The organism is Methylobacterium sp. A52T (genome assembly GCF_053346095.1).
In genome coordinates, this window is sequence record NZ_JBKFBI010000015.1 from 37,860 (window position 1) to 60,822 (window position 22,963).

Consider the following 22,963-nt stretch of genomic DNA (forward strand, 5'->3'; position numbering starts at 1 on the left):
CGCCGTGCCGGGATGCCTTCGTCGTGATCGACAAGCTGGACTTCCTGCTCGCGCTCGCGCGCGAGCAGCATTTCGGGCACGCCGCCGAAGCCTGCGGCGTGACCCAGCAGACTCTCTCGGCCGGCGTGAAGCAGCTGGAGAACCGGTTCGGCGTGCAGCTCGTGCTACGCGGCTCCCGCTTCCAGGGCTTCACCCCCGAGGGCGAGCGGGTCCTCGAATGGGCGCGGCGCATCGTGGCCGACGCGCGGGCCATGCACGAGGAGGTCACCGGCCTGCGCCGGGGCCTGACCGGCCATCTCCGCATCGCCGCGATCCCGACGGCGCTGCCGATGATCGTGAACCTCACGACGCCCTACCGCGAGCGGCACCCGGACGTGCGGCTGACGGTCGAATCGGCCACCTCCGCCGACATCTTCTCGCTGATCGAGAACCTCGAGGCGGATGCGGGCCTGACCTACCTCGACAACGAGCCCCTCGGGCGGGTGATCTCCGTCCCGCTCTACCGGGAGCGCTACCGCCTCGTGACGGCGATCGGCGGGCCCTTCGAGGGTCGCGCCAGCGTCACCTGGGCCGAGACCAGCCGCCTGCCCCTCTGCCTGCTCACGCCGAACATGCAGAACCGGCGGATCATCGACCAGCAGATCCGCGAGGCGGGTGCGGATCCCGCCGCGACCCTCGAGTCGAACTCGATGATCGTGCTGCTGACCCACGTGCGCACCCTGCGCTGGGCCTCGATCATGCCGGAGATCCTGGTCGACGCCCTGGGCCCCATGGAGGGCGTGCGCACGATCCCGATCACCGCGCCCGACCTGGAGCACACGATCGGCCTCGTCGCCCCGCGGCGCGAGCCGTCCACGCCGATGGTGACGGCGCTGGTGGCTATCGCGCGGTCCCTGGCGCGGACGCTCGATCCGGATCTGGCCGCGCCGGGCCCTGCCTGAGCGGTCGGCTCCGGGCGCGGGCCGGGGCGCGGCGTTCCGCGAGCAGCCCGCGGGCCGCCCGGAGCGCGTGCGCCGGCAGCGTCAGGACGCGCCAGAGCGCGAGGATCGCCGCGGTGATGCGGATCGCCAGCAGGATCCGCTGCATCGAGCCCGCCCTCCGCCCGCCGCGCTGGCCGAGAACACGGGCCGGTGATCGGCCGGCGAGTCGGGCAGCGTCCGGGACGTGCGAAGGTCAGCACGCCGTGCTGGCGCCGGGCTGTCGGCCGGTCAGGTCGTGGTTCAAGAGGTCCCGGCGACGCCGCGCGCGAGGCGGTGCCGGGCATGGAAAAAGCCGCCCCGTCTCCGGAGCGGCTTCCCGTCGGCGGTCAGGCCGCGATGCGGCCCGCGGCCTTACTTGATCTTGGTCTCCTTGAAGTCGACGTGCTTGCGCGCGACCGGGTCGTACTTGCGCATCGTCAGCTTCTCGGTCTGCGTGCGGGAGTTCTTCTTGGTGACGTAGAAATAGCCCGTGTCGGCGGTGGAGACGAGCTTGATCTTGACGGTGACGGCCTTGGCCATGGCGCGGCGCTCCTGCAGGGTGCGGCATTCCGCGTGAGCGAAACGCAAATGGCCGGGAGGACCCGGCCGAATACGGGCGGGTGAATGCCCGATCGGGCCCGGCAGGTCAAGAGCGGACGCGCCGGCGCTCCGTCGCGGCGAGCCAGCCCGCGAAGGCCAGGAATAGGGCGAGCAGCGCCAGCGCGAACCCGTTCGGCGGCACGAGGTCGAGCCCGCCGCCGATCACCGGCGGCCCCAGCATCAGCCCGACATTGTAGAGCACCACGAAGGCCGCGTTGGCGCCCGCGAGGTCGTTCGGCGGCGTGCGGTCGCCCAGCATCGCGAGGCCGACCGTGTAGAGGGTCCCGGCGATGCCGCCCCAGACGAGGAGCAGCGCGCCGAACGCCGCCGGATGGCCGGCCGCGAGGGGGATCAGGGCCGAGCCCGCCGCCCCCGCGAGGCCCGCGCCGAGCAGCACCGCGCCCCGGTCGAGGCGGTCGGCGAGCCAGCCGAACGGGATCTGGAAGAGCACGTTGCCCAGGGCGATCAGGCTGACGAGGCCGGCCGCCCCTTGCGCGTCGTAGCCGAGGCGCAGGCCGTAGAGCGGCAGGATGGCGAAGATGCCGGTCTCCACCGCCCCGTAGGCCAGGGCCGCCGCCAGGGCGCCGGGGGCGAGCCGGACGTAGCCGAGGATGCCGCGGCCGGAGCCCGTCTCGATCGTCGGCGACAGCCCGCGGGCCAGGGCGATGGGCAGGCCGCCGGCCAGCATGAGGGCGGCCCCCGTCGCGTAGGGCGCCAGCCCCTCGGTCCCGACCAGGGCCAGCAGCAGCGGGCCGACCGCGAAGCCCGCCGCCAGCACGGTGGCGTAGATGCCCATCACCAGGCCGCGCCGCTCCGGCGGGGCGGCGGCGTTGATCCAGTACTCGGAGAGGACGAACAGCGCCCCGAGCGTCGCCGAGAACACGAAGCGCAGGGGGAACCACAGGGCGATGCCCGGCAGCAGCGGGAACAGCGCGAGGCTGATCGCCCCCACGAGGAGCGCCAGCCCGAGCAGCGGGGCGACGCCGATCCGCGCGGCGAGGCGCGGCACGAACGGCACCGTGCAGATGCTGGCGATGCCCGCCACCGCGGTGTTGAGCCCGATCAGCGTGCTCGACGCGCCGCGTCGCTCCATCTCGATCGAGAGGAGCGGGATCGACAGGCTGAGGCCGATGCCGACGACGGTGACGCAGGTCACGGCCGCCGAGATCGCCGCCACATCCTCCGAACTGATCCCCCGCCGCCCGTCCTGCAATCCGTCCGGACCGCTCACAAGGCCACCCGTTCGCGCCGCCCGTAGCGCTCGTAATGGAACGGAATCGTCCGGTAGGGCGCGAAATCGGCGGCGATCTGCGCCTCCAGATCGTCGAGGATCGCGCGGGTGATGTAGGGCAGGTCGAGCTTGCGGGCGGCGTCGAGCCGGACCCAGGCGAGTTCGGTGAACTCGGCATCGGCCTCGACCCGCCCCGGCTCCTCGGCCGCCACCATCCGGCGGTCGATCGCGAAGAAGCGCGTGTCGAAGCGGCGCACGCGCTTCGGTGGGGTGATCGCGCGGGCGACGAGGTGCAGCGCCTCGAGGTCGGGCAGGACGCCGTGGCGGACGAAGCCCTCCCAACCCGCCGGGACGTCCTCGGGCGCACCGTGCTCGGTCGTGCCGAGGAGCAGGCCGGTCTCCTCGTAGGTCTCGCGGATCGCGGCGAGCGCCAGCGCCCGGCCGAGATGGTGCGGGGGCCGGGACACCTGCCGGGTCAGCGCCGCCTCGGCGTAGTCCGGGAGCGCCCCGGCCACCGGCATGTGGCGGTCGCCGAGCTCGATCCGGCCGCCCGGGAAGACGAACTTGCCCGGCATGAAGGCGAGGTTCGGGTTGCGCCGGCCCATCAGGACCTTCGGGCCGCCCCGTCCGCGCCGGTCGATCACGATCATGGTCGCGGCGTCGCGCGGACGCAGGCGCGCCGCGGCGGGCTTCCGCTCAGGAGCTGTGACGATCGGGGGCTCCCGCTGCGGCTCCGGCAAGGCGCGTCTCCTCAAGCCCCGGGGCGGGGCGGCTCCGCGGTAGCGTGGCGAAGCCGTGCATGCCAAGGGCGTATTGCAGCCCGACGACGGCGCCCTTCACGGGTTGGAGCAGGGCCAGCGCGAAGACGAGGGTGAAGACCGGCCAGACGCCCATCTCGACCCAGAGCGGCACGTCGTAGGCGCTCTCGGTCTCCAGGATCAGGTAGCCGACGATGTGGGCGACGATGAAGATCACCACGTAGGGCGGCAGGTCGTCGGCCCGGTGATGGTGCAGCTCCAGGCCGCACACGTCGCATTCCGGCCGCACCTTGAGGAAGCGGCCGAAGATCCGGCCCTGGCCGCAATGCGGGCAGCGGCCGACGAAGCCCCGGGCCATCGCGGGGATCAGGCGGGTGCGCTCGGGAATCGCGTCGGCGGCCATGCCCCGGCTGTACACCGCCCGGGTCAGCGGCGCGAGCCGCGGTGGCGCGACCCGGTGTTGCGGATACCCGGGGGGCGACCGGGCGGCGCGGTCTTGAAGGGCCGCCCGCCGGACTTCTTCCCCGGCCCGGCGGACCGGGCGCCGGAGCGGGTCCGGCCCTCGCTGAGCAGCTCGAAGCGCAGCGCCCCGGCCACCGGCGCGGCCTCGACGAGCCGCACCTCGACCCGGTCGCCGAGGCGGAACGTCTCCCCGGTGCGCTCGCCGACCAGGGCGTGGCGGCCCTCCTCGTGGCGGAAATAGTCCGCGCCGAGCTGCGAGACCGGCACGAAGCCGTCCGCGCCGGTCTCGTCGAGCTTGATGAACAGGCCGGCCCGGGTGACGCCGGCGATCTGGCCCGCGAAGGTGGCACCGACCTGGTCGGCGAGGTGGTGGGCGATGAGCCGGTCGATGGTCTCGCGCTCGGCCGCCATGGCGCGGCGCTCGGCCGCCGAGATCTGCTCGCCGATCTGCGCCAGCTCGCCGAGGGAGACGTCGCCCGCGAGCCCGTCCGAGCCGAGCCGGCAGGCGGTGATCAGCGCCCGGTGCACGATCAGGTCGGCGTAGCGCCGGATCGGCGAGGTGAAGTGCGCGTAGCGGCGCAGGTTCAGGCCGAAATGCCCGAGATTCTCGGGGGCGTAGACCGCCTGGGCCTGGCTGCGCAGGATCACCTCGTTGAGGAAGACGCCGTGCTCGGTCTCGGCCGCCGTGGCGAGGATCCGGTTGAACAGGGCGGGGCGCAGCGCCCCCTCCTTCGGCAGCTTGATGCCCACTGAGGCCAGGACCTCGCCGAGCGCCCGCATCTTCTCCAGGGCGGGCTCGTCGTGGACGCGGTAGATCAGCGGCTGGCGCGCCTGCTCCAGGGTCTCGGCGGCGGCGACGTTCGCCTGGATCATGAACTCCTCGATCAGCCGGTGGGCGTCGAGGCGCTCCGGCACGATCACCCGGTCGACCGCGCCCTCGGGGCTCAGGAGGACCTTGCGCTCGGGCAGGTCGAGGGCCAGCGGCCCGCGGCGGTCGCGGGCCGCGCGCAGGGCCGCGTAGGCCGCCCAGAGGGGGCGGAGCGCCGTCTCCAGCAGCGGCCCGGTCGCGTCGTCCGGCCGCCCGTCGATTGCGGCCTGCGCCTGCGCGTAGGCGAGCTTGGCGCGGGAGCGCATCATCACCCGGTGGAAGCCGTGGCGGCGCTTCTCGCCGTCGGCGGCGATGACCATCCGCACCGCCAGCGCCGGCCGGTCCTCGCCCTCGCGGAGCGAGCAGAGGTCGTTCGAGATCCGCTCGGGCAGCATCGGCACGACCCGGTCGGGGAAGTAGACCGAGTTGCCCCGCTCCAGCGCCTCGCGGTCGAGGCTGGAGCCCGGCCGGACATAGGCAGCCACGTCCGCGATGGCGACGGTGAGGATGAAGCCGCCGGGATTGGCCGGGTCGGGATCGGCCTCGGCCATGACGGCGTCGTCGTGGTCCTTGGCGTCCGGCGGGTCGATGGTCACGAGCGGCCGGTCGCGCCAGTCCTCGCGGCCCTTCAGGGTGGCGGGCTTCGCGGAATCGGCCTCCGCCAGCGTCGCGTCGGCGAAGACGTGCGGGATGTTGTGGAGGTGCAGGGCGATCAGGCTCACCGCCTTCTCGGAACCGAGCGAGCCGAGCCGCTCCCGCACACGCCCCTTCGGCAGGCCGAACCGGGTCTCGCGCTCCAGCGAGACGCTGACGAGGTCGCCGTCGCGGGCCTGCCCCTCCTCGCCGGGCGGGATCAGGATCTCGCGGCCCTGCGCGCGCTTCTCGACGGGCACGATCCGGCCGCCCTGCGCGCCGGCCCGGTAGACGCCGATGATCTCGGCCTTGTTCTTCCCGATGACCTTGACGACCCGGCCGGTGTAGCCGCCCTCCGCGTCGCGCTCGACCCGGATCAGGGCGCGGTCGCCGATGCCCGGGGCCGGGCGGTTGCCCTTCCGGGGGCCGCGGGGCTGCGTCAGCACGATGGCGGGCGGCTTGCCGGTGCCGGTCCACTCCACCGGGACCGCCAGGAAATCGCCGTGGCGGTCGCGGGAGCGGATGTCGGCCAGCACGACCGGCGGCAGGTGACCCGCCGGGGCGAGGCCGCCGCGGCCGCGGTCGAGGGCGCCGTCCTCCTCGATCTCCTTGAGGACGCGCTTCAGGTCGATCTTGGCGGCGCCCTTGATGCCGAAGGCCTTGGCGATCTCCCGCTTGCCGACGCGCTCCTTCGACTCGGCCACGAAGGCGAGGATCTGCTCACGGGTGGGGAAGGGCTGCGGAGCGGCGGGCTCGGCCGCCGGGGCGGTGGTGCGTCGTGCCAAAAGGGGGGTGCCGGAGAGTTCTGCGATAGACGGGACCCGCGTGCGGGCGCGGGACCGAGGCGTCGGTCCTGTGAGGCTAACATGGGTGTCCGGCCCGCGCGCGGCAACGCCGTGCCGGCACTCCTCAACAGGCGCGATCAGCCGGTCGAGGCGCTCTTGCGGATGCGCGCCACGGCCTGATCCACGTCGAGGCCGGGTGCGAGGAGCTCGTCCAGGGTGAAGGGGCAGGCGCGCGGCAGGGTCAGGTTCACACGGCCCTCCAGCGGCGCGAGTTCCGGACTCTCCGCCGCCTGGACGGCGAGCGTCCAGGCACCGTCCATCCGCAGGCTCTCGGGCTCGGGCGGATCGCCCGCGAGGGCGGCGAGCTTGGCGCGACCCGCGTCGCGGCAGGCGCGGCTCAGTCCGTCGTCCGAGAGGAGGGCGGCCTTGATCAGCTCGGCCAGGGCGTCCCTGACCCGTTCGAGGCTCGCGTTCATGGGCATCCGTTCCGGAGATTGCGGGAAGTCGCGGGAAGTCGCGGGTGCGTGGCAAGCCGGATGCCAGCGCGCCCCGTCCCGTCGCCGATGGTCTCCCGCGATCCGCCGGGTGTAGAAGGCGCGGATGATCCCGGTCCTGACCCGCCACACCGAGGCCGTGCCGCTCTACGCCGCGGCCTGCGCCGAGCTGCGCCTGCGCGGCTTCGAGGGCGACCTGACGCTCTCGGACGCCGACCGCACGGTCTTCTCCACCGACAACTCGATCTACCAGGTGGCGCCGGGGGCCGTGGCCTTTCCGCGCACCCGCGACGACCTCGTGCGCGTCACCAAGCTCCTCGCGGATCCGCGCTTCGCCGAGATCGTGATCCGGCCCCGGGGCGGGGCGACCGGAACCAACGGCCAGTCGCTGGGCCACGGCCTCGTCGTCGACACCTCGCGGCACATGAACCGCATCTTGGAGATCGACGTCGCGAACCGCGTCGTCCGGGTCGAGCCGGGGGTGGTGAAGGACCAGCTCAACCGGGAACTCGCCAAGCACGGCCTGTTCTTCGCGCCGGAACTCTCCACGTCGAACCGCGCCACGATCGGCGGGATGATCTCGACCGATGCCTGCGGGCAGGGCTCGTGCCTCTACGGCAAGACCCGGGACCACGTCCTCGCGCTGACCTGCGTGCTCACCGACGGCACGGTCTGGACCGCCGAGCCGCTGGACCCGGCCGGGCTCGCCGCCGCCAAGGGCCGCGACGACCGCGTCGGCGCCATCCACCGCACCGTCGACGCCGTCGTCACCGAGAACGCGGCGCTGATCGCCGAGCGCTTTCCGAAGCTCAACCGCTGCCTCACGGGCTACGATCTCGCGCATCTGCGCGACGCGGGCGGCCGGTTCGACCTCAAGAGCGTGATCTGCGGCTCGGAAGGCACGCTGGCGCTGATCGCCGAGGCGCGGCTCAACGTGCTGCCGATCCCGAAGGCCGCGGTGCTGGTCGCGCTCTCGTACATCGATTTCGACGCGGCGCTGCGGGACGCGCAGGCGCTGCTGCCGTTCGGCGCCGCCTCGGTGGAGACGATCGACTCCACGGTCCTGGCGCTGGCCCGCAAGGACCCGATCTGGGCCGAGGTGCGGGCCTTCTTCCCCGACGATCCGGCCGGGCGGCCGGTGGACGGCATCAACCTCGTGGAGTTCGTCGGCGACGACGCCGCGACCGTGGAGGCGGCCCTCGCGCGGCTCACCGGGATGCTGGAGGCCGAGCGCGGCACCGACACGAAGCGCCTCGGCTTCACCATCGCCCGGGGCGACGCGATCGAGCGGCTCTGGACCATGCGCAAGAAGGCGGTGGGTCTGCTGGGCGCCGCCAAGGGCGACGCGCGCCCGATCCCGTTCGTGGAGGACACGGCGGTCCCGCCGGAGCGGCTCGCCGACTACATCGCGGAGTTCCGCGCGCTCCTCGACGGCAAGGGGCTGCGCTACGGCATGTTCGGCCACGTCGATGCCGGCGTGCTGCACGTCCGGCCGGCCATCGACCTCAAGGACCCGGCCCAGAACGGCCTAATCCGCGAGGTCACGGAGGGGGTGGTCGCGCTCACCGCCAAGTACGGCGGCCTGCTCTGGGGCGAGCACGGCAAGGGCTTCCGCTCGGAATTCGTGCCGGAGACGTTCGGGCCGCTGATGCCGGCGCTGGAGGCGGTCAAGCGCGCCTTCGACCCGGACGACCGGATGAACCCGGGCAAGATCGCCTCGGCCAGGGGCGCGGGCCTGACCCGGATCGACGGCGTGCCGCGCCGGGGCGAGCGGGATCGCACCATCCCGGCGCCGGTCCGGGAGGATTTCGACGAAGCGCTCCACTGCAACGGCAACGGTGCCTGCTTCAGCTTCGACGCGGACGAGGCCATGTGCCCGTCCTGGAAGGCGACGCGGGAGCGGCGCCACTCGCCCAAGGGTCGCGCCTCGCTGATGCGCGAGTGGCTGCGCCGCGCGGCGGAGGCCGGGATCGACCCGGCCGCCGAGCTGGCGCGGCAGCCTGCCGGGTGGCTGCGCGACGTGGCGGCGACCCTGCGGAGCCGCCTCCGCGGCCGGTCCGAGGCCGACGACTTCTCCCACGCCGTCAAGGAGGCGATGGACGGCTGCCTCGCCTGCAAGTCCTGCACGGGGGCCTGCCCGATCAAGGTGGACGTGCCGACCTTCCGGGCGAAGTTCCTGGCGCTCTACCACACGCGCTACGCGCGGCCGCTGAAGGACCATCTCGTGGCGGCGCTGGAGTCGCTGCTGCCGCTGGCGGCACGGGCGCCGCGCCTGAGCAACGCGGTCCTGGCCAACCCGCTGGCCCGGCTGATCCTGGCCCGGGCCGGACTGGTGGCGATCCCGGCCCTGTCACCCGTCGCGCTCACGGCGCGGCTGGCGGAACGCGGCGTCGCCGTCGCGACCCCGGACGCCCTGGCCCGGCTGGACCCGCAGGAGCGCGCGCGGTCCGTGCTGGTGGTGCAGGACGCCTTCACCAGCCACTTCGACGCGGCGGTCGTGGCCGACAGCTGCGACCTCCTCGCCGCCCTCGGCTTCCGGCCCTGGCTGGTGCCCTACCGGCCGAACGGCAAGCCGCTGCACGTGCACGGTTTCCTGGCGCGGTTCGCCGCCGTCGCCCGGTCGAACGCCGCGATGCTGCGCGACCTCGCCGGGCACGGCGTGCCCCTGGTCGGGATCGACCCGTCGATGACGCTGACCTACCGGTCCGAGTACCCGCAGGTGCTGGGCGGCGATCTCCCGAAGGTCCACCTCCTGCAGGAATGGCTCGCCGCCCGGCTCGACCGGATCGCGCCGGGGCAGGGCGGGCGCACGATGCGGCTGCTGCCCCACTGCACCGAGCGCACCAACGCGCCGGGCGCGGTGCGGGACTGGCAGGCCGTGTTCGCCCATCTCGGCCTGCGACTCGAGGTGCCGGCCGCCGGCTGCTGCGGCATGGCGGGGACCTACGGGCACGAGGCGCGCCACCGCGCCACCTCCGAGGCTATCTACGGCCTGAGCTGGGCCCGCCACGTCGCCGAGGCGCCCGGCTGCACCCTTCTGGCGGACGGCTATTCCTGCCGGTCCCAGGCCAAGCTGGTCGACGGCGTGCGGCTTCGCCACCCGGCCCAGGCGCTGCTGGAGCATGTCCGCGCGGCCGCGGGCGCGGCGCCCTTCCATCCCGAGCGCGCCGCGGCGGTGGCGCCGTGAGCGCCGCCGTGAGTCCCGCCATGACCGTCGCCGTCGTGGGGGCCGGCGCTGTCGGCTGCTACTACGGGTTCCTCCTGGCGCGGGCCGGCCACGCGGTGACGCTGATCGGCCGTCCCGCCCTGGTCGAGGCGGTGGAGAAGGCCGGTCTCGTGCTGGAGAGCGCGACCGGGACGGCCTCGGTGCCCGTCCGGGCGACCGATACGGGGGCGGGCGTGTCGGGTGCCGACCTCGTGCTGGTCTGCGTGAAGTCGGGCGACACCGAGGCGGCGGGTGCGATGATCGCCCCCCATCTCGATCCGGCCGCCACGGTCCTCAGCCTCCAGAACGGCGTCGACAACGCCGAGCGGCTCGCCGCCGTGCTGGGCCGCCCGGTCGTGCCGGTGGCGGTCTACGTCGCCACCGCGATGGCGGGCCCCGGCCACGTCCGGCACAACGGGCGCGGCGACCTGATCCTCGGCGCGTCGGAGACGAGCGGGCGCGTCGCCGCCGCGTTCGCGGCGGCCGGCATCCCGACCACCGTCTCGGAGAAGGCCGTCGACGCGCTCTGGGCGAAGCTGATCATCAACTGCGCCTACAATGCCCTGTCGGCCCTGACACAGCTGCCCTACGGCCGCCTGGTGGAGGGCGAGGGCGTGGCCGCGGTCATCGCCGACGTCGTGCAGGAATGCGCGCGCGTTGCGGAGGCCGAGGGCGTGTCCGTGTCGCCCGGCATCCTCGAGGACGTGATGGCGCTCAGCGCCGCCATGGCCGGACAGCGCTCGTCCACCGCCCAGGACCTGGCCCGCGGCCGGCCGAGCGAGATCGACCACCTCAACGGCACCATCGTGCGCCGGGGCGCGGCGCACGGGATCCCGACGCCGGCGAACCGGCTGCTGCACGCGCTGGTCAAGCTCGCCGAGCGGCGGGACTGAGATCGACCCCGCACCGGCACGGAGGCCCGGCTCGCGACGGTCGGTCAGGCCCGCGCGGCGGCGTTGGCCTTGCGGGTCGCGGCGGCCTTCCGGGCTGAGGCGGAGCGCTCCGCGGCCGTCCGCCCGGCCGAGGCCTCGCCGCCGGACGCGCCGCCCTTGTGGGCGGCCGGGTGACCGGTGGCCTTGCCGCGGCCCGATCCGCCCGGCTTCTTGCCGCCGCCGTCGTCCTTGTTGACGGTGGCCCAGGCCCGGGCCTCCGCCTCCTTCTCCGGCACGCCGCGGGACTCGTACGAGTCGGCGATGTGCTCGGCCTTGCGCTTCTGCTTGTCGGTGTATTTCGACTTGTCGCCCTGGGACATGGGCCGTCTCCCGAAGCTCAGCCCACCCCGGTCGGACCGTCGAGGATCGCGCGGACGCGGCGGACCAGCTCCGTGCGCCGGTAGGGCTTGTTCAGGAGATCAAACTCCGAGCCGCCGATATCGGTTCGCTCCAGGCTCGCCTCCGCGTAGCCCGTGGCGAGCAGCACCTTGAGCTTGGGCTGGCGGCGCCGGGCCTCGCGGGCCAGGAGCACCCCGTTCATGCCCCCCGGCATGATCAGGTCGGTGAAGAGCAGATCGACCTTCCCGCTCGAGTCCAGGATCTCCAGCGCCTCGCGGGCGTTGCTCGCCACCAGCGTCGTGTAGCCGAAGTCCCGCAGGATGGTGCGGGCGAGCTCGGCGACGTCCTCGCGGTCGTCGACGATCAGGATCGTCTCGGTGCCCTGGCGGTCCACGGCCCGCAGCGAGACCTTCGCGGGGGCGTTGACGTCGCCGTCGGTCGCGGGGAACGACAGGCGCACCGTCGTGCCGGATCCGACCGCCGACTCGATCTGCGCGGCGCCGCCCGACTGCTTGGCGAAGCCGTAGACCATCGACAGGCCGAGACCCGTGCCCTTGCCCTCCTCCTTGGTGGTGAAGAACGGGTCCATCACCCGGGCGAGCACGGCGGGCGGGATGCCGGTGCCGCTGTCCTTGATGGCGATGCTGACGTAGCGGCCGTCGCGCAGCGGCCCGATCTCCCGGCCGCGCGCGGCGATCTCGCTGTTCTCGGTGGAGATCCGGACGGTGCCGCCCTCCGGCATCGCGTCGCGGGCGTTGATCAGCACGTTCAGGATCGCGACCTCGGCCTGGGTCGGGTCGACGCGGCAGTTCCAGAGATCGGGCGCGAGGTCGAGTTCGACCTTCACGGCCTCGCCCACCGAGCGGGCGACCATCTCGCCCATCCCCTCGATCAGGGTGTTGAGATTGACCGCGCGGCCGTCCAGCCGCTGCTTGCGGGCGAAGGCCAGCAATTGCTGGGTCAGCGTCGTGGCGCGCTCGGCCGCCTGCCGGATGTTCTCGGTGGCGCGGCCGAGCCGCGCGCGGTCGGCGTCGGGCTTCTCCAGGCCGGCCGCCAGGATGTCGACGTAGCCGACGATCACCTGCAGCAGGTTGTTGAAATCGTGCGCGATGCCGCCGGTGAGCTGGCCGAGCGCCTCCATCTTCTGGGCCTGGCCCAGCGCCTCCTCGGCGTCGCGGCGGCGCGAGACGTCGAGCTGCGAGCCGAAGTAGTACACGAGCTCGCCGTCGGCGTTGTAGACCGGCGAGACGAACAGGGCGTTCCAGAAGGTCGAGCCGTTCTTGCGGTAGTTCAGGATCTCGGTGGCGAACTCGCGCTTCTCGGCGATCGCCGCGCGGACCTGCGCGACGCTCTCGCGGTCGGTGTCGGGACCCTGGAGGAAGCGGCAGTTGCGCCCGATCAGCTCTTCCGGCGTGTAGCCGGTCATCGCCAGGAACGCCCGGTTGGCGAAGATGATCGGGTTGTCGGGCTGGCGCGGATCGGTGACGATCATCGGCATCCGCGTCGTCTCCACGGCCGCGAAGAAGATGTCGCTCTTGCGGTCGGTGATGTCGCTCGGGGCGCCGTCCCGGATCGGCGGACTCGGCCCGGAGGGCGGTGTTTCTGGCGTCTCAGACATGCGAGGCGGTCGTCACCTTCCTGGCCGGGAAAGACCTCTGCGCGCGGTCGATCACGAAATGCGTGAGCGAGACTAGCGGCCGGACGGCCGAAGTCGACCTTGTATCCCCAGCGGCGGTGTCGCGCGACGCTCTCATGCCGCGGCCGGCCGCGCGGCCTCGGAGGGCGCGCCCACGGGGGCCGGGACGAGCCGGGGCGGCGCGGCCTCGCGGCAGGCGCCCAGCACCGCCGACAGCGCCTCGTTCAGCGACGTCACCAGGAAGTCGGCCGAGGTCGCCCGGCGCAGCCGCTCCAGGGTCGCGGGATCGCGCTCGCGCCAGAAGCCGACCAGGATGCGGACACCCGGCACCGCGGCCCGGGCCTGCCGGACGGTGAACCGGATCTGCGACAGGCTCACCGGCTCCAGGTAGGAGAAGCAGATCAGCGCGAGGCCGTCCGGGTTCTCCGGCCGCTCGCCGGCGCGGATCGCCGCCATGGACAGGATCTGCGAGGCCAGCCCGTGGCGCGCGAGGATCTGGCTCAGCATCAGCGTCGCCGCCTCGTCGAACGGGCCGCGGCTCGACACGCACAGGACCGGCGTCTCGCCGCGCCAGTTGGGCGCGAGGTCCTCGCGCTCGAGGACGATGCCGGCCACCTGCCGGTCGGGCCCGACGGCGGCGAGCGCCGCCGCGGTCTCGGTGTCGGGGCCGCGGCCGGATCCCCGCCGGGCGCGGCGCCCGACCGGCGCCGTGCCGAGGCGGTCCACCACCGTCCGGATCGCCCCGCCGACCTCCTCCTGCCGCGCACGGTCCAGGGTGCCGCGGGACAGATCCTCCTGCGCCAGCAGGAGGCCCGCGAGGGCGACCTCGTCGTAGTAGGTGACGAGGGCGCGCTCCTTCAGGAACTGCCAGCCCTGATCGATCGCCTCGACCGGGTCGCCGGCCAGCATGCGCTGGTAGAAGATCTCGGGCGGCGACAGGGCGGGCTGATCGCCGAGCAGCACGTCGAGGTACCAGAGCCGCTCCACGTGCCGGCCGAGCACCACGAGGCAGACGGTGAGGGGCGTGGCCAGCACGAGGCCGATCGGACCCCACAGGAACGTCCAGATCGTCGCGGCCAGGATGACGGCGACCGGCGAGAGGCCGGTGGAGTGCCCGTAGAGCAGCGGCTCGATCACGTGGCCGCAGATCGGCTCGACCACAAGGAAGAGGGCCGCGGTGGCGATCACCATGCTCCAGCCGGGATCGACGGCGGCCGCGAGGATCAGCGGCAGCAGGGCGCTGATCGCCGCGCCGATATAGGGCACGAACCGCAGGATCGCGGCGAGGACGCCGAACAGGGTCGGGCTCGGCACGCCGATCAGCCAGAGGCCGATGCCGATCACCAGCCCGAAGGCGATGTTGAGGGCGAGCTGGGCCAGGAAGAACCGGCTCAGCCGGCTCGTGGCGTCGTCGATCGCCGCCGTCGTGCGCCGCAGATCGCCCGAGCCGCCGGCGAGCCGGATCGCCCGGTTCCGCAGGTCCTCGCGCTGGAGCAGGATGAAGATCGTGAAGATCAGGATCAGGCCTGTCGTCGCCAGCGGGTGCAGGATCGGGCCCGCGAAGGTCTGAAGCGTGTCGACGACGCTGGCGCGGGCGGGGGTGAGCTCGACCGTGAGCGGGTGCGTGCGCGATCCCGGCTCGCCGCGGACCTCCGCGGCCGGCGGCGGCTGCAGGGTGGCGCTGAGATCCTGCACCATGTCGACGATCCGCGAGAGCGTGCCGGTCCCGGCCGTCGCCCCGCGCAGATCCTTGATCTTGGTGCGCATCACCTGGGTGTAGCGCGGCAGGTCGGAGGCGAGCTGGGACGCCTCGCTGGCAATCAGGCTGCCGATGCCGAACAGCGCGCCGAAGACGATCACCACGACGAGCAGGACCGCCGGCGCGCGCGGCACGCGCAGCCGTCGCAGCATCCGCACCGCCGGCACGAGGACGAAGCTCAGGAGGATCGCCAGCGTCACCGGCACGAGGATCTCGCGCCCGAGGTAGAGGGCCGCCATCGTGGCGACCACGAGGAGGATCGACGCCAGCGCCACGAAGATCGGCAGGCCCTGCCGCAGGCGCTGGGCAGTGACGGGATCCTCGCTCACGGACACGCTCCACTCACATCAGGTCTCGGGGCCGCAGATCTTGGGGCCGCAGGTCTCGGGGCGGCAGGTCGCGCGTCCGCTGCCGGGTCAGCTCGCCTGCGCGGTCTCGCCCAGGGCGGCGCTGATCTGGCTGAGCAGCTTCGAGAAATCGACGGGCTTCGGGTGATAGTCGTCGCAGCCCGCCTGGATGGCCTTGTCGCGGTCGCCCGACATGGCGTGGGCCGTGAGCGCGATGATCGGGATCGCCCGGGTGTCGGTGCCGGATTTCAGCGTCCGCGCGACCGACCAGCCGTCGAGGACCGGCAGGTTCATGTCGAGGAGGATGACGTCGGGCTGGCCCGAGCGGGCCTGCCGGACGCCGGCCTCGCCGTCATGCGCGAGGATCACCTCGTAGCCGCGCCGCTTGAGGCGGCGCGAGAGGAAATCCCATATCTCTTCGTGGTCCTCGACCAGCAGTATCTTCGCCATCAGAACTCGTAACCCCCGGCTCGCGTCGTGCCGGTCGGAAGCCCAACGCGCGGCAACGCACAATCGCCCAACGTTCCTGCCGCGATTCCGGTCCCTGAGGAAGTGGCGCTCCGGTCCGCGGTTGACCCGTCGCTCCGCCGGTAAGAGCGTGCAATCCGCCGAATCGACAATTCTCGGACGGGGCGGAATGGCCAGCATGCCTGACATCGAGTTCTATCATTCGCCCAATACCCGCTCGTCGGGCGTGCGCGTGCTGCTCGAGGAGCTCGGGGTCCCGTACCGGCTGCACGCGCTCAACATGCGCGCCGGCGAGCACCTCCAGGACGCCTATCGCGCCGTGAACCCGATGGCGAAGGTGCCGGCGATCCGCCACGGCGACGCCCTGGTGACCGAGCAGGCGGCCGTCTACCTCTACCTCGCCGACCTGTTCCCCGAGGCGGGGCTCGCCCCGGCGCCGACCGAGCCCGACCGGGCCACCTACCTGCGCTGGATGGTGTTCTACGGCTCCTGCTTCGAGCCCGCGGTGATCGACCGGTACCTGAAGCGGGAGCCGGGCCCGCGCGCCATGTCGGCCTACGCCGATTACGACAGCGTCATCGCCCGGGTGAAGGAGGCCCTGACGCCCGGCCCGTACCTGCTCGGCGCGCGCTTCAGCGCCGCCGACGTGCTGTGGGGCGGCGCCCTCGGCTGGACGACGGGCTTCGGCCTCGTCGCGCCCGACCCGGTGCTGGCGGCCTACGTGGAGCGCATCCGGTCCCGCCCGGCCTCCCGGAAGGTCGCGGCCGCGGACGCGCAGCTCGCCGAGGCGCACCAGGCGGCCGCGTCCGCCTGAGCGCGGCCGGACTCTTGCTGGGGCTCCGGCCGGGGGCCGGCCCCGGCGCGCGGTCCGGTCTCCCGCCGCCGGCGCACCGCGGGCGGCCCCTCGCGCGACCGGAACCCGTCGGCCCATGCGTCTGCTCGCTCCCTGCCTCGCCGCGCTCCTCCTGGCCGCCCCCGTCGGGGCCGCGAAGGCCACCGACCTCACCGGCACCCTCAGGAAGATCCACGACAGCAACAGGCTGGTCCTCGGCGTGCGCGATACCGCCACCCCGTTCAGCTACCTGGACCAGAACCAGAAGGTCGTCGGCTTCGCGGTCGACATCTGCCTGAGGATCGCCGACGCGGTGAAGCGCGAACTGAAGATGCCGGGCCTCGAGGTCGGGATGGAGTTCGTGAACTCCTCCTCCCGCATCCCGCTGATGACCAACGGCACGATCGACCTCGAATGCGGGACGACCACCAACAACGCCGAGCGCAAGAAGCAGGTGGACTTCACCAACACGCACTTCCTGACGGCGACCCGCTTCGTCTCCCGCAAGGACCAGCACATCGCCGGCCTGGACGACCTGCGCGGCAAGACGGTCTCGTCGGTCGCCGGCTCGACCAACATCCTGATGCTGATCAAGGCCAACAACGAGCGCAAGCTCGGCATCACGGTGATCGCCGCCAAGGACGTTCCGGAGGGGTTCCTCATGGTCGAGACCGGCCGGGCGGCGGCCTTCGTCATGGACGACGTGCAGCTCAGCGTGGTCGCGGCCCAGTCCAAGGAGCCCGCCGCCTACGCGGTCAGCGACGAGACCCTGTCCAACCCGGAGCCTTACGGGATCATGCTGCGCAAGGACGACCCGGCCTTCAAGGCGGTGGTCGACCGGGCGACGGCCGACCTCTACCGGAGCCCCGAGATCACGGTGCTCTACGACCGCTGGTTCCTGAAGCCCGTGCCGCCGCGCGGCCTCAACTACAGCGTGCCGCTGTCGTCGGCCCTGCGCTGGGCCTTCGCGCACCCGACCGACAATTCGGATCCCGCGTTCTACGCGCACTGATCTGTCGCGCGGCGGGGTTCCGCTCCGGCGAGGGAGATGCGATGCCGCGGGTCTGATCCCGCCCGCCTCGCGAAGCGTGCCATGACCGACAGCACAGAGCCGGCCCTCCCGTCCAGCGCGGCCGTCGCCCCGCCGCCGGCCACGTCGATCCCGCGCCTGATCGTCGTCCTGGCCTGCGCGGGGTTCGGCAGCACCTTCGCGCTCCGCTCGGTCGAGCCCCTGGTCGGCGTGCTCGCCCGGGATCTCGCGAGCGACGCCCACACGGTGGCGCTCCTCTCCACCGCCTTCGCGCTGCCCTACGCGTTCATCCAGCCGGTGCTCGGCCCGATCGGCGACGCGCTCGGCAAGGAGCGGGTGATGAGCACCTGCCTCGCGGTGCTCGCCGTCGCGCTGACCCTGTGCAGCGTCGCGCCGGATATCGGCAGCCTGTTCGGCCTGCGCATGCTGGCGGGGGCGGCCGCGGGCGGCTGCATCCCGCTCTCGCTGGCCCTCCTGGGCGACCGCGTGCCGATGGAGAGCCGCCAGGTGGCGATCGGGCGGTTCCTCGTGGCGGTGATCCTCGGCCAGCTCTCGGGCTCGACCTTCGCGGGCCTGATCGAGGCGGCGATCGGCTGGCGCGGCGTCTTCGCGGTCACCGCCGCGGTGGCGGCGCTCGCCTGCGCGGCGACCGTCCTCGGCTTCGACCGGGCCGGCCGGGCGCCGGGCCGCCGCCCCGCCTTCGGCGAGGCGGTGACGCGCTACCGCACGATCCTGGGCAATCCCCGGGCGCGGGTGCTGTTCTCGGCGGTGTTCATCGAGGCGATCGCGATCTTCGGCGTCTTCCCGCACCTCGCCCCGCTGATCGAGGCGCGGGGCGAGGGCGGCCCGCGCGAGGCCGGGCTGGTGCTGGCGGGGTTCGCGGTCGGCGGCCTGCTCTACTCGGCCCTGGTCGGGCTGCTGGTGCGGCTGCTCGGCCTGCCGCGGATGCTGATCGGCGGCGGGCTGATCTGCGGCGCGTCGCTCACCGTGGTCGGGCTCGCGGGCTCCTGGCAGGTCGACTGCGCCGCGCTCACCGCCATGGGCCTCGGCTTCTACATGCTGCACAACACCTACCAGACGCAGGTCACCGAGGTCGCGCCCAAGGCCCGCGCCTCCGCGGTGGCGCTCCACGCCTTCTCGTTCTTCTGCGGTCAGGCGCTCGGGGTCGCGGTGATCGGGCAGGCGCTGCTCCGGTTCGGCCAACTCGGGGCGCTGCTCGGATGCGCCGTCACCATCCTGGCGCTCGGGATCGCCACCGCCATCGCCCTGCGGCAGAAGCCGGCGCCGGTGGCGTTCCCGGGCTGAGGTCAGGCTCGCCGCAGCGCGAGACCCTTCAGGTCGAAATCCGGGTCGGCCGCCTGATCGGGCGTCAGCGGCGTCCCGGCCGCGAGCAGGCGCCGCGCGATCATGTGGTCGCCCGCGCGGTCGACGGATTCCACCGCGCTCAGGCGCCCGTCGCGGAAGCGGAAGACCGAGAAGGCGTCGCCGGTCCCGCGGACGACGCCGGCATCGCCGGGCCCGGACAGGCCCGCGATCTGCAGCTTGTGCGGACCCTGGTCGCTCCAGAACCACGGCAGCGCGCCGTAGGCGGCGGGCCTGCCGGTGAGGCGGGCCGCGAGGCAGCGGCCCTGGTCGATGGCGTTCTGCACGGACTCGATCCGCACCGTCCCGTCCGGCGTCAGCCCGTGGGCGAAGGGGATGGGGAAGCGGGCGCAGTCGCCGATCGCCGAGATAGCCGGATCGGGTGTCGCCAGGAACGCGTCGACCCGCACGCCGTCCTCGGCCGGGAGGCCGGCCTCCGCGGCGAGCTCCCGGTTCGGCAGGACGCCGATCCCCACGAGGACCAGGTCGGCCGCGCGTTCGCTACCGTCCGCCAGGGCGACGCCGGTGGCGCGGCCGTCCCGGCCGACGATCGCCGTCACGCCGGCCCCGAAGGCGAAGCGCACGCCCATCGCGGCGTGGGCGCGGCGGAAGAACGCGCCCATCTCGGACGAGACCGCCCGGGCCATGGGCCGCTCGGCCGCCTCGATCACCGTCACCGGGAGGCCGCGCGCGGCCGCGACGGCGGCGAATTCGAGACCGATGAAGCCGGCCCCGATGACCACGACGGCCCGGGCCTCGGCGACCGCCGCCTTCAGGGCGTCGGCATCCGCGAGGCCGCGCAGCTGGCGCACGCCCGCGAGTTCGGCGCCCGGGACCGGCAGGGGGCGGTTGCGCGCGCCGGTGGCGAGCACGAGGTGGTCGTAGGGGAGGTCGGTGCCGTCCGAGAGCTGCAGGCGGCGCGCGTCCCGGTCGATCGCGACGGCGCGGAGCCCCGGGCGGTGCGCGATGGCGTGCTCGGCGAAGAAGCCGGGCGGGCGCAGGAACAGGCCCTCCCGGTCGGTCTTGCCGGCGAGGTAGGCCTTCGAGAGCGGCGGCCGCTGGTAGGGCAGGGCGGCCTCGTCGCCCACCAGGGTGATCGGGTCGCGGAACCCGCCCTCCCGCAGGGACGCGGCGAGCTGGAAGCCGGCCTGCCCGGCCCCGGCCACGACGACGCCGGCAGCGGCGGTCACGCCTTGGCTCCCGCCAGCACCAGGCCGCTCTGGGCGACGCCCGGCAGGCAGCGCGCGCCCTCCGACATCAGGTAGGACCAGACCGCGGAGGCGGCCGGGCCCAGCACCTTGTCGGCGCGCCGGACCGCGTACCAGTCGCGCCGGATCGGCAGGCCCCTGACGTTGAGGAGGACGAGGCGCCCGCTCTCCAGCTCGGCCGCCACGGAGTGCACCGAGAGCAGCGCGATCCCGAGCCCGGCCATCACGGCCTGCTTGATGGTCTCGTTCGACCCGGTGTCGATGTCCAGCGGCGCCCGCTTGACCAGGACGCCGCTCATGAACTCCTCGAAGACCATGCGGGTGCCAGAGCCCTCTTCTCGGAGGAAGAACGGCTGGTCCGCGAGGTCCTCGCGGTTCAGGTCGGTCCGGCCCGCCAGGGGGTGGCCGGGCGGCGCGATCAGCACGATCGGGTGCGGCCCGAAGGTGGCGGCCTCGATCGGGAAGTCCCGGGGCGGGCGGCCCATCAGGGCGAAGTCGATCTCGTAGCCGCGCAGCGCCTCCACGGTCTGGCCGCGGTTGCGCACCGACAGGCTGATCTCGACGCCGGGATGCTTCTTGACGAAGCCCGCGATCACCTGCGGGGCGAAGTACTTGGCGGTGGAGACGACGCCGAGCGCCACGCGCCCGCCCTCCGCGCCGCGCAGGGTGCGCAGGCGGTCCGTGCAGGTCTCCAGCACCGTGTTGATGCTGTCGATCGCCCAGAGCATCTCGCGGCCGGCATCCGTCGGCTTGAGGCCCCCCGGCGTCCGGTCGAACAGCAGCAGTCCGGCCTCCTCCTCTAGCTGGCGGATGCGCGCGTAGAGGGCGGCCGAGGTGACGTTCAGCTCCTGCGCAGCCCGGGTCATGGTGCCGAGGCGGGCCACGGCAGCGACCGCCTGAAGCTGCTTGAGGGAGAGGTTGCGCATGGCGGACATCTCGTTTTTTTCGTCCTATGGCACAAGATCGCACAGAAATCTTGAAGGCCCCGCCGCGGGTTCCTGTCGATCCGGAGACAGAGACCGCTATCTTGGCAGCCAAGCGGCCGCTACAGAGCCGGCGCGGAACGCGCGATCCCCGCGGACGGGATCCGAGCAGGAGGAGTAGGCCGATGGCAATTTCAGCGGCGATCGGGACGCCCCTCGAGACCTGCCTGGCGCAGGCCGTGGACGCCAATCCGGCGCTGAAGGACGCCGCCGCGGTGATCGCGGCCGTGGCGCGGTCGGCGGTGGAGATCAGCGAGCGGATCGGGCGCGGCGCGCTCGGCGGCGACCTCGCGGCGGCCGGCGATCACAACAGCGACGGCGACGTCCAGAAGGCCCTCGACGTCATCGCTCACGAGAGCGTGACCGCGGCGCTGCGGGGCGCCCCGGTCGCCGAGGTCGCCTCCGAGGAGGCCGAGGAGGTGATGCGTCTGAACCCGGACGCCCCGCTGGCCGTCGCCATCGACCCGCTCGACGGCTCCTCCAACATCGGCGTGAACATGGCCGTCGGCATGATCTTCGGCATCCGGCCGTCGATCAAGGATCCGGCGAACCCGCTGGCCTCGTTCACCACCCCCGGCTCGACGCAGATCGCCGCGGGCTTCGTCACCTACGGCCCGGCCACGGCGCTGATCCTGACGCTCGGCGACGGCACCCAGTCCTACGTGCTCGACCGCGCCGAGGGCCGGTTCAAGCTGACGAGCCCGGCGATGTCGGTGCCGGCCTCCACCAAGGAATTCGCCATCAACGCCTCCAACGCCCGGCACTGGGACGCGCCGGTGAAGGCCTATATCGAGGATTGCCAGCGCGGCACCGAGGGGCCGCGCGACAAGGACTACAACATGCGCTGGCTCGCCTCGCTGGTGGCCGACATCCAGCGCGTGCTGACCCGCGGCGGCGTGTTCCTCTACCCGGGCGACGCCCGGAAGAACTACGCCCGCGGCCGCCTGCGGCTGCTTTACGAGGTCGCGCCTGTGGCCATGCTGGTCGAGCAGGCCGGCGGCGCGGCGACCGACGGCCAGACGCGGATCCTCGACCTCGTGGCCACCGGAATCCACGAGCGAGCGCCGCTGGTCTGCGGCTCCACCGAGGAAGTGGCGTGCGTCGCCACCTACTATGCCGGCGGCAAGCCCGATGCCGGCCGCTCGCCGCTCTTCGGCCAGCGCGGCCTGATGCGGTCATAGCCGCACCGTGAAGTCGTAAAGGCATGTCGGCGCGGCACCCCATCATCTCGGTGACCGGCTCCTCCGGGGCCGGGACCACCTCGGTGCGCAACACCTTCGAGCAGATCTTCCGCCGCGAGGACGTGCGGGCGGTCTTCATCGAGGGGGACGGCTTCCACGCCTTCGACCGCGACACGATGCGGGCGATGATGGCGAACGAGCCGACGCTGTCCCACTTCGCGCCGCGGGCCAACCTCCTGCCGGAGCTGGAGGCGGTGTTCCGCAGCTACGCCGAGTCCGGGACGGGCCGGACGCGTCACTACGCCCACGACCAGCACGACGCGCAGGCCTACGGCATCCCGGAGGGCAGCTTCTCGGACTGGGAGACGTTCCCGCCCGATTCCGACCTCCTGTTCTACGAGGGCCTGCACGGCTGCGTGGCCGACCAGGACGTCGACATCGCCCGCTACGCCGACCTGAAGATCGGCGTCGTGCCGGTGATCAACCTCGAATGGATCCAGAAGCTGCACCGGGACCGCTCGTTCCGCGGCTACTCCACCGAGGCGGTGACCGACGTGATCCTGCGGCGCATGCCCGACTACGTGCAGACCATCTGCCCGCAATTCTCGTTCACCGACATCAACTTCCAGCGGGTGCCGACCGTCGACACCTCGAACCCGTTCATCGCCCGCTGGATCCCCACCGCCGACGAGTCGATGGTCGTGATCCGCTTCAAGGACCCGAAGGGGATCGACTTCTCGTATCTCGTCTCCATGATTCACGACAGTTTCATGAGCCGGGCCAACTCCATCGTGATCCCCGGCGGCAAGCTCGACCTGGCGATGCAGCTGATCCTGACGCCGATGATCATGCAGCTCGTCGAGCGCCGCCGCCGGCTGGCCTGAGCCGATC

General features: G+C 72.9%; 20 protein-coding genes. 8 read left to right on the top strand and 12 right to left on the bottom strand.

The genetic code is table 11. From position 1 onward, the window contains the following. Positions 1–23 precede the first annotated feature (23 nt). On the top strand, positions 24–941 hold the full coding sequence (locus ACLBYE_RS06065; protein WP_447693457.1) for a LysR family transcriptional regulator: 918 nt from the start codon (positions 24–26) through the stop codon (positions 939–941). A gap of 390 nt (positions 942–1,331) precedes the next feature. On the opposite strand, the gene rpmG is transcribed toward ACLBYE_RS06065, so the two are convergent. From rpmG to ACLBYE_RS06095, 6 genes are all read right to left on the bottom strand, one after another. Beyond that, positions 1,332–1,499: a 50S ribosomal protein L33 gene (rpmG, locus tag ACLBYE_RS06070; protein WP_020092568.1), complete on the bottom strand. Its 168-nt coding sequence runs from the start codon at positions 1,497–1,499 to the stop codon at positions 1,332–1,334. A 106-nt stretch (positions 1,500–1,605) separates the two neighbouring features. After that, positions 1,606–2,736, bottom strand: coding sequence for an MFS transporter (locus ACLBYE_RS06075; protein WP_447693458.1), 1,131 nt, complete (start codon positions 2,734–2,736; stop codon positions 1,606–1,608). A 50-nt stretch (positions 2,737–2,786) separates the two neighbouring features. Beyond that, positions 2,787–3,530 carry an NUDIX hydrolase gene (locus ACLBYE_RS06080; protein ID WP_447693459.1) on the bottom strand — a complete coding sequence of 248 codons (744 nt, stop codon included), beginning with the start codon at positions 3,528–3,530 and terminating at the stop codon, positions 2,787–2,789. After that, entirely contained in the window at positions 3,487–3,951 is a 465-nt protein-coding gene (locus ACLBYE_RS06085; RefSeq protein ID WP_020092565.1) for a DUF983 domain-containing protein, read from the bottom strand. The genes ACLBYE_RS06080 and ACLBYE_RS06085 overlap by 44 nt, the downstream gene beginning before the upstream one ends. A gap of 23 nt (positions 3,952–3,974) precedes the next feature. After that, on the bottom strand, positions 3,975–6,296 hold the full coding sequence (rnr, locus tag ACLBYE_RS06090; protein ID WP_447693460.1) for a ribonuclease R: 2,322 nt from the start codon (positions 6,294–6,296) through the stop codon (positions 3,975–3,977). 137 nt (positions 6,297–6,433) lie between these two features. Then, the gene (locus ACLBYE_RS06095) at positions 6,434–6,772 is read right to left on the bottom strand and encodes a hypothetical protein (protein WP_447693461.1); all 339 of its coding nucleotides are present in this window, start codon (positions 6,770–6,772) and stop codon (positions 6,434–6,436) included. A 124-nt stretch (positions 6,773–6,896) separates the two neighbouring features. Here ACLBYE_RS06095 and ydiJ point away from each other — a divergent pair, with 124 nt between their 5' ends. Continuing rightward, positions 6,897–9,977: a D-2-hydroxyglutarate dehydrogenase YdiJ gene (ydiJ, locus tag ACLBYE_RS06100; RefSeq protein ID WP_447693462.1), complete on the top strand. Its 3,081-nt coding sequence runs from the start codon at positions 6,897–6,899 to the stop codon at positions 9,975–9,977. A 20-nt stretch (positions 9,978–9,997) separates the two neighbouring features. Next, positions 9,998–10,888 (top strand): ketopantoate reductase family protein, encoded by an 891-nt coding sequence (locus tag ACLBYE_RS06105; RefSeq protein ID WP_447693463.1) that lies wholly within the window; start codon positions 9,998–10,000, stop codon positions 10,886–10,888. A 44-nt stretch (positions 10,889–10,932) separates the two neighbouring features. Here the strand turns inward: ACLBYE_RS06105 and ACLBYE_RS06110 are convergent, their stop codons facing one another. The 4 genes from ACLBYE_RS06110 to ACLBYE_RS06125 form a co-directional block, all read right to left on the bottom strand. Next, the gene (locus ACLBYE_RS06110) at positions 10,933–11,247 is read right to left on the bottom strand and encodes a plasmid stabilization protein (protein WP_447693464.1); all 315 of its coding nucleotides are present in this window, start codon (positions 11,245–11,247) and stop codon (positions 10,933–10,935) included. Positions 11,248–11,264: 17 nt separating this feature from the next. Next, on the bottom strand, positions 11,265–12,884 hold the full coding sequence (locus ACLBYE_RS06115) for a hybrid sensor histidine kinase/response regulator (RefSeq protein WP_091976851.1): 1,620 nt from the start codon (positions 12,882–12,884) through the stop codon (positions 11,265–11,267). Between the two features lie 132 nt (positions 12,885–13,016). Next, complete coding sequence (locus tag ACLBYE_RS06120) at positions 13,017–14,990, bottom strand: AI-2E family transporter (protein WP_447693465.1); 1,974 nt, start codon at positions 14,988–14,990, stop codon at positions 13,017–13,019. A gap of 87 nt (positions 14,991–15,077) precedes the next feature. Beyond that, a complete protein-coding gene (locus ACLBYE_RS06125; RefSeq protein ID WP_012320502.1) occupies positions 15,078–15,458 on the bottom strand; it encodes a response regulator in 381 nt (126 codons plus the stop codon). 196 nt (positions 15,459–15,654) lie between these two features. Here ACLBYE_RS06125 and ACLBYE_RS06130 point away from each other — a divergent pair, with 196 nt between their 5' ends. The 3 genes from ACLBYE_RS06130 to ACLBYE_RS06140 all read left to right on the top strand — a co-directional run bounded on the left by ACLBYE_RS06130 (position 15,655) and on the right by ACLBYE_RS06140 (position 18,643). Then, a complete protein-coding gene (locus ACLBYE_RS06130) occupies positions 15,655–16,290 on the top strand; it encodes a glutathione S-transferase family protein (protein ID WP_447693466.1) in 636 nt (211 codons plus the stop codon). A 115-nt stretch (positions 16,291–16,405) separates the two neighbouring features. Further along, positions 16,406–17,320 (top strand): amino acid ABC transporter substrate-binding protein, encoded by a 915-nt coding sequence (locus ACLBYE_RS06135; protein WP_447693467.1) that lies wholly within the window; start codon positions 16,406–16,408, stop codon positions 17,318–17,320. An 81-nt stretch (positions 17,321–17,401) separates the two neighbouring features. After that, positions 17,402–18,643, top strand: coding sequence for an MFS transporter (locus ACLBYE_RS06140; RefSeq protein ID WP_447693468.1), 1,242 nt, complete (start codon positions 17,402–17,404; stop codon positions 18,641–18,643). Between the two features lie 2 nt (positions 18,644–18,645). Here the strand turns inward: ACLBYE_RS06140 and ACLBYE_RS06145 are convergent, their stop codons facing one another. Continuing rightward, on the bottom strand, positions 18,646–19,890 hold the full coding sequence (locus tag ACLBYE_RS06145; RefSeq protein ID WP_447693469.1) for an NAD(P)/FAD-dependent oxidoreductase: 1,245 nt from the start codon (positions 19,888–19,890) through the stop codon (positions 18,646–18,648). Beyond that, positions 19,887–20,834, bottom strand: coding sequence for a LysR family transcriptional regulator (locus ACLBYE_RS06150; RefSeq protein ID WP_026604832.1), 948 nt, complete (start codon positions 20,832–20,834; stop codon positions 19,887–19,889). The genes ACLBYE_RS06145 and ACLBYE_RS06150 overlap by 4 nt, the downstream gene beginning before the upstream one ends. A gap of 182 nt (positions 20,835–21,016) precedes the next feature. Here ACLBYE_RS06150 and ACLBYE_RS06155 point away from each other — a divergent pair, with 182 nt between their 5' ends. Then, positions 21,017–22,072 carry a class 1 fructose-bisphosphatase gene (locus tag ACLBYE_RS06155; RefSeq protein WP_447693470.1) on the top strand — a complete coding sequence of 352 codons (1,056 nt, stop codon included), beginning with the start codon at positions 21,017–21,019 and terminating at the stop codon, positions 22,070–22,072. 23 nt (positions 22,073–22,095) lie between these two features. Then, the gene (locus ACLBYE_RS06160; protein WP_012320495.1) at positions 22,096–22,956 is read left to right on the top strand and encodes a phosphoribulokinase; all 861 of its coding nucleotides are present in this window, start codon (positions 22,096–22,098) and stop codon (positions 22,954–22,956) included. Positions 22,957–22,963 lie beyond the last annotated feature (7 nt).

Excerpts from the sequence above, each read along its gene's own strand:
- rpmG (WP_020092568.1), bottom strand. The coding sequence starts at position 1,499 with ATGGCCAAGGCCGTCACCGTCAAGATCAAGCTCGTCTCCACCGCCGAC.
- ACLBYE_RS06085 (WP_020092565.1), bottom strand. The coding sequence starts at position 3,951 with ATGGCCGCCGACGCGATTCCCGAGCGCACCCGCCTGATCCCCGCGATG.
- ACLBYE_RS06095 (WP_447693461.1), bottom strand. The coding sequence starts at position 6,772 with ATGAACGCGAGCCTCGAACGGGTCAGGGACGCCCTGGCCGAGCTGATC.
- ydiJ (WP_447693462.1), top strand. The coding sequence starts at position 6,897 with ATGATCCCGGTCCTGACCCGCCACACCGAGGCCGTGCCGCTCTACGCC.
- ACLBYE_RS06105 (WP_447693463.1), top strand. The coding sequence starts at position 9,998 with ATGACCGTCGCCGTCGTGGGGGCCGGCGCTGTCGGCTGCTACTACGGG.
- ACLBYE_RS06110 (WP_447693464.1), bottom strand. The coding sequence starts at position 11,247 with ATGTCCCAGGGCGACAAGTCGAAATACACCGACAAGCAGAAGCGCAAG.
- ACLBYE_RS06115 (WP_091976851.1), bottom strand. The coding sequence starts at position 12,884 with ATGTCTGAGACGCCAGAAACACCGCCCTCCGGGCCGAGTCCGCCGATC.
- ACLBYE_RS06125 (WP_012320502.1), bottom strand. The coding sequence starts at position 15,458 with ATGGCGAAGATACTGCTGGTCGAGGACCACGAAGAGATATGGGATTTC.
- ACLBYE_RS06130 (WP_447693466.1), top strand. The coding sequence starts at position 15,655 with ATGCCTGACATCGAGTTCTATCATTCGCCCAATACCCGCTCGTCGGGC.
- ACLBYE_RS06135 (WP_447693467.1), top strand. The coding sequence starts at position 16,406 with ATGCGTCTGCTCGCTCCCTGCCTCGCCGCGCTCCTCCTGGCCGCCCCC.
- ACLBYE_RS06140 (WP_447693468.1), top strand. The coding sequence starts at position 17,402 with ATGACCGACAGCACAGAGCCGGCCCTCCCGTCCAGCGCGGCCGTCGCC.
- ACLBYE_RS06150 (WP_026604832.1), bottom strand. The coding sequence starts at position 20,834 with ATGCGCAACCTCTCCCTCAAGCAGCTTCAGGCGGTCGCTGCCGTGGCC.
- ACLBYE_RS06155 (WP_447693470.1), top strand. The coding sequence starts at position 21,017 with ATGGCAATTTCAGCGGCGATCGGGACGCCCCTCGAGACCTGCCTGGCG.
- ACLBYE_RS06160 (WP_012320495.1), top strand. The coding sequence starts at position 22,096 with ATGTCGGCGCGGCACCCCATCATCTCGGTGACCGGCTCCTCCGGGGCC.